General features: G+C 53.3%; 10 protein-coding genes. 6 read left to right on the forward strand and 4 right to left on the reverse strand.

Annotated elements, in window-relative coordinates:
* The first annotated feature begins 234 nt into the window (after positions 1-234).
* Both A4308_RS20575 and A4308_RS20580 read left to right on the forward strand, forming a co-directional pair.
* Entirely contained in the window at positions 235-1,941 is a 1,707-nt protein-coding gene (locus A4308_RS20575) for a sensor histidine kinase (protein WP_014884717.1), read from the forward strand.
* A gap of 1 nt (position 1,942) precedes the next feature.
* Positions 1,943-2,674, forward strand: coding sequence for a LytR/AlgR family response regulator transcription factor (locus A4308_RS20580; protein WP_045269731.1), 732 nt, complete (start codon positions 1,943-1,945; stop codon positions 2,672-2,674).
* A gap of 31 nt (positions 2,675-2,705) precedes the next feature.
* On the opposite strand, the gene glk is transcribed toward A4308_RS20580, so the two are convergent.
* Positions 2,706-3,671 carry a glucokinase gene (glk, locus tag A4308_RS20585; RefSeq protein WP_045281773.1) on the reverse strand — a complete coding sequence of 322 codons (966 nt, stop codon included), beginning with the start codon at positions 3,669-3,671 and terminating at the stop codon, positions 2,706-2,708.
* Positions 3,672-3,876: 205 nt separating this feature from the next.
* On the opposite strand from glk, the gene A4308_RS20590 reads away from it, so the two are divergent.
* Entirely contained in the window at positions 3,877-5,112 is a 1,236-nt protein-coding gene (locus tag A4308_RS20590) for an ion channel protein (protein ID WP_014884720.1), read from the forward strand.
* Here A4308_RS20590 and ipdC read toward each other — a convergent pair whose 3' ends face one another.
* Positions 5,113-6,771, reverse strand: coding sequence for an indolepyruvate decarboxylase (gene ipdC, locus A4308_RS20595; RefSeq protein WP_045281774.1), 1,659 nt, complete (start codon positions 6,769-6,771; stop codon positions 5,113-5,115).
* 184 nt (positions 6,772-6,955) lie between these two features.
* Here ipdC and mgrA point away from each other — a divergent pair, with 184 nt between their 5' ends.
* Together mgrA and A4308_RS20605 are read left to right on the forward strand one after the other, a co-directional pair.
* Entirely contained in the window at positions 6,956-7,954 is a 999-nt protein-coding gene (mgrA, locus tag A4308_RS20600; protein WP_045134543.1) for an L-glyceraldehyde 3-phosphate reductase, read from the forward strand.
* 127 nt (positions 7,955-8,081) lie between these two features.
* Positions 8,082-8,432 carry a DUF2502 domain-containing protein gene (locus A4308_RS20605; RefSeq protein ID WP_023331027.1) on the forward strand — a complete coding sequence of 117 codons (351 nt, stop codon included), beginning with the start codon at positions 8,082-8,084 and terminating at the stop codon, positions 8,430-8,432.
* A gap of 32 nt (positions 8,433-8,464) precedes the next feature.
* Here the strand turns inward: A4308_RS20605 and A4308_RS20610 are convergent, their stop codons facing one another.
* Positions 8,465-9,703 (reverse strand): Nramp family divalent metal transporter, encoded by a 1,239-nt coding sequence (locus tag A4308_RS20610; RefSeq protein ID WP_014884724.1) that lies wholly within the window; start codon positions 9,701-9,703, stop codon positions 8,465-8,467.
* Positions 9,704-10,049: 346 nt separating this feature from the next.
* Between A4308_RS20610 and A4308_RS20615 the strand changes: the two genes are divergently transcribed.
* On the forward strand, positions 10,050-11,237 hold the full coding sequence (locus A4308_RS20615; protein WP_014884725.1) for a NupC/NupG family nucleoside CNT transporter: 1,188 nt from the start codon (positions 10,050-10,052) through the stop codon (positions 11,235-11,237).
* A 44-nt stretch (positions 11,238-11,281) separates the two neighbouring features.
* Here the strand turns inward: A4308_RS20615 and A4308_RS20620 are convergent, their stop codons facing one another.
* Positions 11,282-13,471 carry a sensor domain-containing phosphodiesterase gene (locus A4308_RS20620; RefSeq protein ID WP_032635939.1) on the reverse strand — a complete coding sequence of 730 codons (2,190 nt, stop codon included), beginning with the start codon at positions 13,469-13,471 and terminating at the stop codon, positions 11,282-11,284.
* Between the last annotated feature and the right edge of the window lie 110 nt (positions 13,472-13,581).

The raw sequence follows: 13,581 nt of genomic DNA on the forward strand, positions 1-13,581 counted from the left end.
AAGCGGAAGGAGGGGGACTCATATCGGCTTTCCGTTATCCATTGTTTAACACAATGATATCAAAACAGTTACCGGACGATGCGACAGCAGGAAAAGATCGGGAGGTATCAATCCTCATTCGATAATCCCCTTTCTAAAACAGGGTTTTTCCTCATTTGATAAACCTGACGGATAGCTGGTCAATATGCCCCAGGTTTTTTATCATGGTTCTTTCCCGTTTTCCCAGGTCTGCTCGTGCACGAAATATTCACTATGCTGCTGGCGGTTTTTGATCGCGCAGCATTAATGCTGATTTGCCTGTTCTTCCTTATTCGCATTCGCCTGTTTCGCGAGCTGTTGCATAAATCTGCTCACTCGCCGAAAGAACTGCTGGCCGTCACCGCTATCTTTTCGCTCTTTGCGCTGTTCAGCACCTGGTCCGGCGTGCCGGTAGAGGGCTCGCTGGTTAACGTGCGGATTATCGCCGTCATGTCTGGCGGAATTTTGTTTGGTCCGTGGGTAGGTGTCATCACCGGCGTGATTGCCGGAACCCATCGCTACCTGATTGATATCGGCGGCGTCACGGCGGTGCCGTGCTTTATTACCAGCATTATCGCCGGGGTACTATCCGGCTGGATCAGCCGTAAAATCCCGAAAAAGCAGCGCTGGCGCGCCGGGATCCTCGCAGGCATGGTGTGCGAAACGCTGACCATGATCCTGGTTGTCGTCTGGGCTCCCACGACCGCGCTTGGGCTGGATATCGTCTCGAAAATCGGCATCCCTATGATTCTGGGTAGCGTGTGCATCGGTTTTATCGTGCTGCTGGTGCAGAGTGTGGAAGGGGAAAAAGAGGCCAGTGCCGCTCGCCAGGCCAAGCTGGCGCTGGATATCGCCAACAAAACGCTGCCGCTTTTCCGCCACGTTAACGCGGAGTCGTTGCGTCAAGTCTGCGAGATTATTCGCCACGACATTCACGCGGATGCCGTCGCTATCACCAATATTGACCACGTGCTGGCTTACGTCGGCGTTGGCGAGCACAACTACCGCGACAATGATGACACGATAAGCCCGACCACCAGACAAGCGATTAACTACGGTAAAATCATTATTAAAAACAATGATGAAGCCCACCGAACGCCGGAGATCCACTCTATGCTGGTGATCCCGCTTTGGGAGAAAGGCGTGGTGACGGGCACGCTGAAAATTTATTACTGTCACGCGCATCAGATCACCTCAACGCTGCAGGAGATGGCGATAGGTCTGTCGCAGATCATCTCCACGCAGCTTGAGGTCTCCCGGGCGGAACAGTTACGCGAGATGGCAAATAAGGCAGAGCTGCGCGCGCTGCAGAGCAAAATCAATCCCCATTTCCTGTTTAACGCGTTAAACGCCATCTCCTCTTCGATTCGTTTGAATCCGGACACCGCGCGCCAGCTGATTTTCAACCTGTCGCGTTATCTGCGCTACAACATTGAGTTGAAGGATGACGAGCAGATCGACATCAAAAAAGAGCTGTATCAGATTAAAGACTACATCGCGATCGAGCAGGCGCGCTTCGGCGACAAACTGACGGTCATTTACGATATTGATGAAGAGGTCAACTGCGTGATCCCGAGCCTGCTGATCCAGCCGCTGGTCGAAAACGCCATTGTTCACGGTATTCAGCCCTGTAAAGGCAAAGGTGTGGTCACCATTAGCATCACCGAAAGCGGCAACCGGGTGCGTATCGCCGTGCGCGATACCGGCCATGGGATTGACCCAAAAGTCATCGAGCGCGTGGAGTCTAATGAGATGCCGGGGAATAAAATCGGGCTGCTGAATGTGCATCACAGGGTCAAGCTGCTCTACGGCGATGGGCTGCATATTCACCGTCTTGAACCCGGCACTGAAATCGCTTTTTACGTCCCGAATGAACGCTCCCCTGTTCATGCGACGGCATCACTGTTACCTCAGGGTGAGTAATATGAAAGTCATTATCGTTGAAGATGAAATTCTGGCTCAACAGGAGCTCACCTGGCTCATCAAAACCCACAGTCAGATGGAGATTGTGGGTATCTTTGACGATGGGCTGGACGTGCTGAAATTTCTGCAGCATAACCGGGTCGACGCCATTTTTCTGGATATTAATATTCCTTCGCTGGACGGCGTCTTGCTGGCGCAAAACATCAATCAGTTTGCCCACAAGCCGTTTATTGTGTTCGTTACCGCCTGGAAAGAGCATGCCGTTGAGGCCTTCGAACTGGAGGCGTTTGACTATATTCTGAAACCTTACCAGGAGTCGCGGATTGTCAGCATGCTGCAAAAGCTGGAGGCCGCATGGCAGCAACAGAGCGCTCCGGTCACCGCCAGCCCGACGGTACGGGAAAACGACACCATTAATCTGGTCAAGGATGAACGCATCATCGTGACGCCAGTGAATGATATCTACTACGCCGAAGCGCATGAGAAGATGACGTTTGTCTATACGCGGCGGGAATCGTTTGTCATGGCGATGAACATTACCGAATTCTGCGGCAAGCTGCCGTCGGCCCACTTTTTCCGCTGCCACCGTTCGTTCTGCGTGAATTTAAATAAGATCCGCGAGATCGAGCCGTGGTTTAACAATACCTATATTTTGCGTCTCAAGGATCTGGATTTTCAGGTGCCGGTGAGCCGCAGCAAGGTGAAAGAGTTCCGTCAGCTGATGCACCTGTAAAACGCCCTCTCCCGGCGGAGAGGGCTCTGTGTCAGAGGATTTGCCCGAGAACCTGACGCAGATGGGCACCCGAACCCAGCAGGCCAGGGTTATCATGCACGATAAGATAAACAGGAATATCCTGCACGTAGCTTCTGAAGCGTCCTTTATCTTCAAACCCACCGCGGAAACCTGAAGCTTTAAAGAAGTCGAGGAAGCGTGGCACAATCCCGCCTGCAATATAGACCCCACCAAAGGTGCCCAGCGTTAGCGCCAGGTTGCCGCCGAAACGCCCCATGATGACGCAGAACAGCGACAGAGCACGACGGCAGTCGATGCAGCTGTCCGCCAGCGCGCGTTCGGTGACGTCTTTCGGCTGCAGGTTTTCCGGCAGACGTCCGTCCGATTTCACAATTGCACGGTACAGGTTCACCAGCCCGGGTCCAGACAGGACGCGCTCGGCAGAGACGTGACCGATCTCAGCACGTAACTCTTCGAGAATAATGCCCTCTTCTTCGCTGTTTGGCGCAAAGTCTACATGACCGCCCTCACCCGGCAGGCTTACCCAGCGCCGATCAACATGCACCAGATGCGAAACGCCCAGGCCCGTACCGGCACCGTAAACCGCAATAGGCTTTCCCTCGACCGGTTCAGCGCCGCCGAACTGGATCAGATGCTCTGGCTTGAGCATCGGGATCGCCATAGACACGGCGGTGAAGTCATTGATGATTTCCAGATGCGCAAAACCGAGGTTCTTTTTCATCTCTGCAATAGAGAATGCCCAGGTATGGTTGGTCATGGCGACCCAGTCGCCAGTTATCGGGCAGGCAATGGCAATGCAGCCATCCTCGACGCTCACCTGCTGTTCATCCAGATAGACGCGGACAACGGCCTCAAGGCTGGGATAATCCAGCCCCGAGTAGGTTTTCGCCCGGGAAATTTCACCGCTACTTACATCGCATAATGCGAGGCGCGCGTTCGTGCCGCCCACATCACCTACCAAAGCATACTTTGTCATTCTTCTACTGCTCCGCTAAAGTCAGAATAAATCTTTGGGACACTGTAAATTCAAGGCGTGATAACAACAACGACTGGAAGGTGAATGCCCATGGATTATCGATCTTCGTCACAGAATAACTTTACCGTTTCAGCACCTTTTGCACTATTGCCATAAAGCTGATTGTGCAGAGTAACGTTATACCGTTTTGTACAAGGAAATCATCATGCTCCACCCGCGAGCCAGAACCATGCTGTTGCTGGCAATTCCGGCGCTCATCATTGGCGTGGCGTCAAGCCTGGTACTCATTGTCGTGATGAAAGTCGCGTCGGTGCTGCAAGCCCTGCTATGGACGGCGCTTCCGGCGAAACTGGGGATCACCGCTGATTCTTCAGCGTGGATCATTTTGATGCTGACGTTAACCGGTATTGCGGTAGGCCTGGTGATCCGATTCAGTCCCGGCCACGCCGGACCGGACCCGGCGCTGGAGCCGCTGATTGGCGCCCCGGTTCCGCCCTCTGCGCTGCCGGGGTTGATCATCGCGTTAATTGTGGGCCTGGCGGGCGGCGTCAGCCTCGGACCCGAGCATCCCATTATGGCGGTGAATATTGGTCTGGCGGTGTTCCTGGGCTCACGCATTTTACCGCGCGTGGGTGCGCTGGACTGGACGATCCTCGCCTCCGCAGGCACCATCGGGGCGCTTTTCGGCACGCCCGTCGCTGCCGCGCTGATTTTTTCACAGACGCTTACCAGCAACAATGATGTCCCGCTCTGGGACAAACTGTTTGCTCCCCTGATGGCCGCGGCGGCGGGCGCGCTAACAACCAGTCTGTTTTTCCATCCCCACTTCTCCCTCTCTCTGCCCCACTACGGAGAGATGCGAATAGCGGATATTTTCAGCGGTGCCATCGTCGTTGCAATTGCCATCGCGCTGGGGATGGTCGCGGTATGGTGTCTGCCGCGCCTGCACCGGCTGGTGCATAAACTCAAGCATCCGGTGTTGATTCTGGGCACAGGGGGATTGATCCTCGGTATTTTAGGCACCATCGGCGGGACGGTGACGCTGTTTAAAGGCCTGGACGAGATGCAGCAGCTGGCATTCAGTCAGGTATTTAGCGTTTCCGATTATCTGCTGTTTGCCGTCATCAAACTGGCGGCGCTGGTCGTCGCGGCTGCGTGCGGTTTCCGCGGTGGACGCATTTTCCCGGCAGTCTTTGTCGGCGTGGCGCTGGGGCTGATGTTGCACGAACATGTGGATGCGGTTCCGGCGGCAATTACCGTCTCCTGCTCGATTCTGGGTCTGGTTCTGGTGGTGACGCGTGACGCATGGCTGAGCCTGTTTATGGCGGCGGTTGTGGTGCCGGATTCGACGCTGTTCCCGCTGCTCTGCATCGTGATGTTGCCCGCCTGGCTCCTGCTGGCGGGCAAACCGATGATGATGGCCTGGCGAAACGATAAGTAATCAGGCGCTGTTGCGCGCTTCCAGCGCTTTGGTGAGCGCGCTCAGCAGCGGCGGTATGTCGGATTTCGGCAGCATGACCTCGATCAGCGAAAGCCGCTCGTGGTGCGCCACTTTTTCCAGCACATCCACCAGCTCACCCGCCTCACTCACCTGCCAGCACTCGGCCTGAGGCGCGAGACTCAGCGCCTGAGGAAGGTGCGTCCAGTTCCAGAGCGCAATATCGTTATACCGTTGCTCCGGCCCATGGATGGCCCTTTCGACCGTGTACCCTTCGTTGTTCAGCACCAGAATGATCGGACGTTGTTTATCACGCAACATCGACCCGAGCTCCTGAATAGTCAGCTGCGCCGCGCCATCCCCCGTCAGCACTATCACACGCCGGTTCGGGCAAGCCGTTTGCGCGCCAAACGCTGCGGCCAGCGTGTAGCCGATCGACCCCCACAGCGGCTGGACGATAAAATTCACGTCAGCCGGAAGGCGCAGGTCAATGGCGCCGAAGGCCGACGTTCCCTGATCGGCAAGGATGATGTCTCCTGGGCGAATAAACGTTTGCAACGTTTTCCAGAAATTCTCCTGGGTCAGCGCGCCCTCCGGCTGAGGGAAGCTCATTGCACGATGGGAAACTGGCGCAGGTTTATCATGCACATGCTGTTTGCACAGTTCCACCAGCGTTTCGATTGCCTGAAGCATCGGAATGCCGGTAAACCATACGTCACCGACGCGGGCAGCGTGAGGCTGAACTTCTATCGTTTGGGCCGGGGTTAGCTGATGGGTGAAACCGGCGGTGAGGGTATCGGTAAAACGGGTGCCGATGCACAGTACCGTATCCGCCCCTTCAATCGCCTCTTTTACCGGGCCGGCGCTTGCCGAGCCGCTGTATGTGCCGTAAAAACCGGCATGACGTTCGTCGAATATCCCTTTACCCATTAGCATCGTGGCGTGCGCCATCGGCACGTCCTTCACCCACTTCTGTAGCGCATGCTTGTGTCCATGGCGCAGAACAAGGAAATCAGCTAACAGCGCGGTACGCTTGCTGGTTGCCAGTTTATTTTCCGCAGCATCCCGAAACGCTTTCAGGCAGGCACTGTCGGCATGGGCATGGTGAAGTGTGAGAGCGTTTACAGGAGGCGTGGCGGCTTTTTTTGCCACGTCGGCAGGTAACATCAAATAGCCGGGACGACGCTCCCGGAGCATGGTGGTCAGAACCCGGTCGATTTCATAGCAGGCGTTTTGTTCGGTCAGGATCGCCTGAGCGACGGTAATCGGCTCGCTCATATGATAAAAATGGCGGAACTCCCCATCACCCAGCGTATGGTGCAGCAGTTCCCCTCGTTGCTGTGACGCCGTCCCCGGCGCCCCGACAATATGCAATACCGGAACGTGCTCGGCATAGCTTCCCGCGATGCCATTCATGGCACTTAACTCGCCTACGCCGAATGTTGTGAGCAGCGCGGCGAAGCCCTTACAGCGGGCATATCCGTCAGCAGCATACGATGCGTTTAATTCGTTGGCACAGCCCACCCAACAGATGTCGGGGCTGTCTATTACATGGTCGAGAAACTGCAGGTTATAGTCGCCCGGCACGCCAAACAGATGATCGGCTCCACAATCAGTAAGACGGTCCAGCAGGTAATCGGCGACGCAGTATGGGGTACGCATGAACAGGTATCCTTCTAATGTTGACCTCACTTTGAGTATTAGAGAAGCGTGATGGCTGTCCAGAATCAGCGGTAAGAAGGGTATGGAAAGAATGCTTTACAAAAAAGGCTGCGCTATGCTGCTTTTTTTCACGTTAATGTAAACGCATACACTGATTTTTCTCATCTGCGCACGAGGTCATAAAATGGGTTATCAGCCGGATAAAAATCGTTACCAGACAATGCAGTATCGTCGCTGCGGTCAAAGCGGGCTCAGGTTGCCCGTCATATCGCTGGGTCTGTGGCATAACTTTGGGGACGCCACGCGTCTCGAAAACAGCCGTCAACTTTTACAGCGCGCCTTCGACCTGGGTATTACGCATTTCGACCTTGCCAATAACTATGGTCCTCCACCGGGGTCGGCCGAGCGTAATTTTGGGCGTATTTTGCAGGAGGATTTTCTGCCCTGGCGCGACGAGCTGATTATCTCGACGAAAGCGGGATATACCATGTGGGACGGCCCCTACGGCGACTGGGGATCGCGCAAATATCTGCTGGCAAGCCTGGATCAAAGCCTGAAACGCATGGGGCTGGAGTATGTCGATATCTTCTATCATCACCGTCCTGACCCGGAAACCCCCCTGACTGAAACCATGAAAGCGCTTGACCATCTGGTGCGCCAGGGAAAAGCGCTGTATGTCGGGTTATCCAACTATCCTGCAGAGCTGGCGCGAAAAGCGATTGATATCCTGAATGACCTTGGCACGCCCTGCCTGATCCACCAGCCGAAATACTCCATGTTTGAACGAGGACCGGAAGGGGGTTTACTGGCCGTGCTGCAGGAAAAAGGCGTCGGCTGTATTCCCTTCTCGCCGCTGGCGGGAGGACAGCTCACCAACCGATATCTGAACGGTATTCCCGCAGACTCCCGTGCGGCAAGTGGCAGTCAGTTCCTCAACCCGGATCAGATCACCGAAGAGAAGCTGGAAAAAGTGCGTAAGCTCAATGCCCTGGCGGAAGACCGCGGCCAGAAGCTATCGCAGATGGCGCTGGCCTGGGTGTTGCGCCATGACGACGTGACGTCGGTGCTGATTGGGGCAAGTCAAGCGGCTCAAATTGATGACGCCGTTGGCATGCTGGAAAACCGCCATTTCTCCGCGGAAGAGCTGAACCTTATTGAAGAAATACTGAGTAGCTCAAAATAAAACCACTTTTAGCAAAAAGTGCTCTGAACCTGGAATTCGGAGTTGAGGCGATGAAACGAGGCTTTACCAACTCGTAATATTGCGTTAACAGGCCCCACAAAGGCCCCGATCCTGAAGGAGAAAGAGTATGTTCAGGTCACTGATTCTTGCAGCGGTATTACTGGCTTCCGCCCCGCTGATCGCCACTGCGGGCGAAATCACCCTGTTGCCATCAGTAAAACTACAAATTGGCGATCGTGACGACTACGGCAGATACTGGGACGGCGGCTACTGGCGCGACCGTGATTACTGGCATCGTCACTATGAGTGGCGCGGAGACCGCTGGTGGAAACACGATAACGGCAGACACCGCGGCTGGTATAAAGATAATGCCTATGAACGCGGCTATCGCGAAGGCTGGAACGATCGTGACGACCGCCGCGGTGGCTGGGGTCACGGCCCAAAAGGACACGGTGGTCACGGCCACGGTCGTCATTAATGTAAAAAGGAGCCTTTCGGCTCCTTTCTCTTTTATAACCCCAGCGCTGTGCCAATCAACAGCCATAAATTTAGCGCCACCACTACTACCACAATCGCCCAACCTGTCCGTTTCACCAGCGTCGAGTTAACCAGATCGCCCATCAGGGCTGGATTACTGGTAAAAATCAGCAGAGGAACCAGCGCCAGTGCGATACCAAAACTCAGCAGCACCTGACTCATCACCAGAATTCGCGTGGGATCAAGCCCCATCAGAATTACAACAAATGACGGCAGCATGGTGACGGAACGACGAACCCACAGGGGAATATGGAAGCGCACAAATCCCTGCATCACCACTTGCCCTGCCAGCGTGCCCACCACCGTGGAAGAGAGACCGGCAGCCACCAGGCTCAAACCAAAAATCGTGGCAGCAGCATGGCTCAGTAACGGCTCCAGCGTGAGATACGCCTGGTCGAGATCGGCAATACCTGTATGACCGTTAAAGTGAAAAGCGGCGGCTGCGGTGGCCATCATCGCCAGGTTCACAAAACCCGCGATGGTCATGGCAATCGCCACATCCCATTTGGTTGCCGAATAACGTTCTTTACGCGTCCCACCGTGAAGATGCTGGGTCAGCGAAGAGTGCAGATAAATGACGTGCGGCATAATGGTCGCCCCAAGCACCCCGGCAGCCAGGAACACGGCTTCCGACGTTGGCAGGCTGGGGATCACCATGCCTTTACCAAGCTGTACCAGGTTTGGCTGGGAGAATATCAGCTCGACAATATAGGCCGCCGCGACAAACAGCAGCAGACCACCAATCACCTTTTCAAGCGGCTTTTGCCCCCGACGCTGTAACATCAGGATCAGGAAAGTGGCAATCCCGGTCAGGACTGCCCCTTGCAATAGCGATACGCCCAGAATCAGCTTAAAGCCGATCGCCGCACCGATAAATTCAGCGAGATCGGTTGCCATGGCGATGATTTCAGCCTGCACCCAGTAGAGCCAGACGGCCGGACGTGGGTAGTGGTCGCGGATTTGTTCTGCCAGGTTTTTGCCCGTAGCAATCCCCAGTTTTGCTGAGAGCATTTGAATCAGCATCGCCATCAGGTTCGCCCAGACGACCACCCACAGCAACTTATAGCCGAAGCTGGCCCCGGCCTGAATATTGGTCGCAAAATTACCCGGATCGATATAGCCAATGGCAGCAATGAACGCAGGTCCCATTAATGCGAACCGCAGCTTGCGCGCCGCTCTGCCACTGCTACCCTCTACGCGACTGTTAGTCATTATCTGCCTCTGGAAATATAGCCTTTGCTATGTTTAATGCTATCAAAATGAGAATGATTATCAAGATCACTTACGTGGTTTAACATGATTTCTCTGATAGCTAAGAACGATAGATGGGCAGGTGGTGCGACTTCACAGAATGTGAAAATGCGCAGTCATTTGTGAAGCGTAGCACACAAACTTAACTTTTCACTCATTTACCTAACATAACGAAAATGTATTGTGGATCACTATTTTTGAGACTCGTCACAGGATGTAACTATAGTGTGTCCTTGATCTCGTTTTCTTTTCGCTTGTTGCATAGAATGTGCACGAAAATTAAACCTGCCTCATATTTGGAGCAAATATGGACCGCGTCCTTCATTTTGTCCTGGCACTTGTTGTCGTTACTGCACTCGCATTGCTGGTCAGCACAGACCGCAAAAAAATTCGTATTCGTTATGTTGTCCAGCTGCTGGTCATTGAAGTTTTACTTGCGTGGTTCTTCCTGAACTCCAACGTAGGTCTCGGCTTCGTAAAAGGCTTCTCCGAAATGTTCGAAAAACTGCTCGGATTCGCCAACGAAGGGACCAACTTTGTCTTCGGTAAAATGAACGACGAAGGTCTGGCATTCTTCTTCCTGAAGGTGCTGTGCCCAATCGTCTTCATCTCCGCGCTCATCGGTATTCTGCAGCACATCCGTGTTCTGCCGTTCGTGATTCGTGGAATTGGTTTCCTGTTATCCAAAGTCAACGGCATGGGCAAGCTGGAGTCTTTCAACGCCGTCAGTTCCCTGATCCTCGGTCAGTCTGAGAACTTCATCGCGTATAAAGATATTCTCGGCAAAATGTCGCGTAACCGCATGTACACCATGGCGGCAACCGCAATGTCTACCGTTTCCATGTCTATCGTGGGCGCGTATATGACCATGCTGGAGCCAAAATATGTTGTCGCTGCGCTGGTTCTGAACATGTTCAGCACCTTTATCGTGCTGTCGCTGATCAACCCATACCGCGTTGACGCCAGCGAAGAGAACATCCAGATGTCCAACCTGCACGAAGGCCAGAGCTTCTTCGAAATGCTGGGCGAGTACATTCTGGCCGGTTTCAAAGTGGCGGTTATCGTTGCCGCCATGCTGATCGGCTTCATTGCGCTGATCTCTGCGCTGAACGCCCTGTTCGCCGCGGTGCTGGGTATCTCTTTCCAGGGTATTCTGGGCTACATCTTCTATCCTGTTGCCTGGGTGATGGGTGTTCCGGCTCACGAAGCGCTGCAGGTGGGCAGTATCATGGCAACCAAACTGGTTTCTAACGAATTCGTTGCGATGATGGATCTGCAGAAAATTGCCAGCACGCTTTCTCCGCGCGCGGAAGGCATCCTGTCCGTGTTCCTGGTCTCCTTCGCGAACTTCTCGTCCATCGGTATTATCGCCGGGGCGATTAAAGGCCTGAACGAAGAACAGGGTAACGTGGTTTCACGCTTTGGCCTGAAACTGGTGTATGGCTCCACTCTGGTGAGCGTTCTGTCCGCGTCCATCGCAGCGCTGGTCCTGTAACGTTTACTGCAAAACAAAAAACCGGGAGCAAGCTCCCGGTTTTTTTATGCCCGAATTTCTTCCAGCGGTTTGGGTTTACCTATCAGGTAGCCCTGCAGGTAATCCACGCCGAAGCGAAGCAACATCTCCCGCTGTGCGGGTGTTTCGACATACTCCGCCACCACACATAGCGATTTCGTCTTCGCCAGATTACACATCGACTGGACGATCATCGCATCCATGTCATCAGTACAAATGTCTTTAACAAAGCAGCCGTCAATTTTGATGATATCCGCCTGCAGACGTCTGAGACGCTCGTAGTTGGCGTACCCCGTACCAAAATCATCAATAGCAATCCGGAATCCACAATCCCGCAGTTGCTGAATATTATTGATGCTGCAACCTGAATTGGAGAAAGCCTGCTCTTCGGTGATCTCAATGACCACGGTTTGAGGGGCAACGCCGTACCGTTCAAACAGCGCACAAATCTCGGTCGCTACCTCTTTTTGCATCAGCGTGAGCGGCATCAGATTGACGGAGAAACGGGCCCCAGGCTGCGTCGCAGGATGATCGCGCAGCCACAGCAGTAATTTTTCCATAACGCACATATCAAACCGGTGGCTAAGGTTGAACTGAGCAATCAGCGGAATAAAGCGATCAGGGGTGATGATTTCGCCCTCGCTCTCCATACGCGTCAGAATTTCGTAGTAACCGCTACCGTCTGCCTTCTGGATCGGTTGCGCGTATAAATGGAACTGACCCGCCTCCAGGGCATGCTTAATCCGCGCTAACATCAGGACGCGCTCTGTTGTTTGTCCTGATGCAGCCTCCAGGCTATTCGTCAGCGCAAGTACGTTCTGTCCTGCACAAGATTGCTCAGCCAGCCAACTTAGTTGCCCCAGCGTGTGATGCAATTTTTCACCGTTTTCGACCATCCCCCAGGAGGCACCAAACTCAATATCCAGCCCGGTGTTGTTCCAGAAAATTTTCCGGCTGTTCAACCGATCAACCATATGCTGGAGACGCTCAGCAATTTCCGGCCCCAGCAAGACCACCACCAGCTCGCTTCCGGGCAACTGGAAGAGCATCTCGTCCTTTTGCAGAAGGGGCTGCAGCGACGAGGCGATCGTGCGTTTGCAGTGGACCCGCATCAGGATCCCGTAATGGCGGCTCAAAAATTCCAGGTTATCCATGCGCAGAATGCACACTTTGGCATCCTGGTGAATCTCAAGATACTCCTCCAGCGCACGGATATTGGGCAAACCGGTCAGCGGATCGGTCAGCGCTCTGCCCTGCCATCCCCGCTTCAGCCACTCGCTACGCTGGTAAATCCGCGACATGTAAAGCAAGCAGATGGCAAACGAGATCAGCACGGACAGGATAAAGGAGAGTGAATGGCCCGACTCCACACCATTCAGGAAGTTATAGTTGTAGGTCAACAGCAGAAGCGCTGAAGCAGCCCAAAGCAGAGAGATAAGTGCATAGGTCAGGCGACTTATCGCTAAGGTAAAGAGAATAAAAATCAGCGGCATTAAATAGCCCGCAATAACAGGGGATTCAAAAGGGCCACATAAAACAGCGAGAATGAAGCCTAGAAGCATGAGCCAGACAAATATAAACAATGAATTCTTATGGAAAAAAATGGGCTTCACGCTTCGTCGCCAGAAGGTAATGGCATAACGAGGATTAATTATCATTCTTAACGGGTAATAGAACATCATGGTAAAAATCAGCGCCGCGCCTATCAGACTTTGAATATCCACGACGTTATAAATTACCGTCCCTTCACCGAAGAAGGTGGAGATAGTTACCGGGAAATCAAACAAATAGCCCGCTAAATACATCGACATTTTAATGCCGAGTGGCACAATAAAACCGAGCCAGAATATCCGTAATCCAATGTGCTTGTTAGGAATGCAGTAGCGCCAGCGCCTGCCCAGCATGAGGCGCAACAAGCCGCACGCCGCGAACAACGCAAAGGTCTGACAAAACAGCAATACTGAATATTGTAGCGGTGCTAAATTAATATAGAATAAATTAGTGACAGTAAAACCTAACAGAATGGGAAGAATTGCCCGACGACCAAATAACAGAATTACCGCCAGCATAACGCTCAGGGGTAACCACGCTAAATAAACGTCGTGACCATTCACAATCGCGCGCGGGGAGAGATAACGGGAGAAAGGAACCGCGATCAGGCATATCGCCAGGGCAATTATAAATATCTTTACATTATTGTACGTTTTTCTATTCATTAAGCTGATGCGATTATTATCCGTTCATATCATTGACCGGATGGATAATAGGTTTATTAATTGTGCGAATCAAGTTGAAGTCTATTTATGGACAGGTTTATTGATTTCGA

The organism is Enterobacter sp. ODB01, from assembly GCF_001623605.1.
Taxonomy (GTDB): domain Bacteria; phylum Pseudomonadota; class Gammaproteobacteria; order Enterobacterales; family Enterobacteriaceae; genus Enterobacter; species Enterobacter kobei.

Bases quoted from the DNA above. Each gene is read 5' to 3' on its own strand.
- A4308_RS20580 (WP_045269731.1), top strand. From the start codon at position 1,943: ATGAAAGTCATTATCGTTGAAGATGAAATTCTGGCTCAACAGGAGCTC.
- A4308_RS20615 (WP_014884725.1), top strand. From the start codon at position 10,050: ATGGACCGCGTCCTTCATTTTGTCCTGGCACTTGTTGTCGTTACTGCA.
- A4308_RS20590 (WP_014884720.1), top strand. From the start codon at position 3,877: ATGCTCCACCCGCGAGCCAGAACCATGCTGTTGCTGGCAATTCCGGCG.
- A4308_RS20605 (WP_023331027.1), top strand. From the start codon at position 8,082: ATGTTCAGGTCACTGATTCTTGCAGCGGTATTACTGGCTTCCGCCCCG.
- ipdC (WP_045281774.1), bottom strand. From the start codon at position 6,771: ATGCGTACCCCATACTGCGTCGCCGATTACCTGCTGGACCGTCTTACT.
- A4308_RS20610 (WP_014884724.1), bottom strand. From the start codon at position 9,703: ATGACTAACAGTCGCGTAGAGGGTAGCAGTGGCAGAGCGGCGCGCAAG.
- mgrA (WP_045134543.1), top strand. From the start codon at position 6,956: ATGGGTTATCAGCCGGATAAAAATCGTTACCAGACAATGCAGTATCGT.
- glk (WP_045281773.1), bottom strand. From the start codon at position 3,671: ATGACAAAGTATGCTTTGGTAGGTGATGTGGGCGGCACGAACGCGCGC.
- A4308_RS20620 (WP_032635939.1), bottom strand. From the start codon at position 13,471: ATGAATAGAAAAACGTACAATAATGTAAAGATATTTATAATTGCCCTG.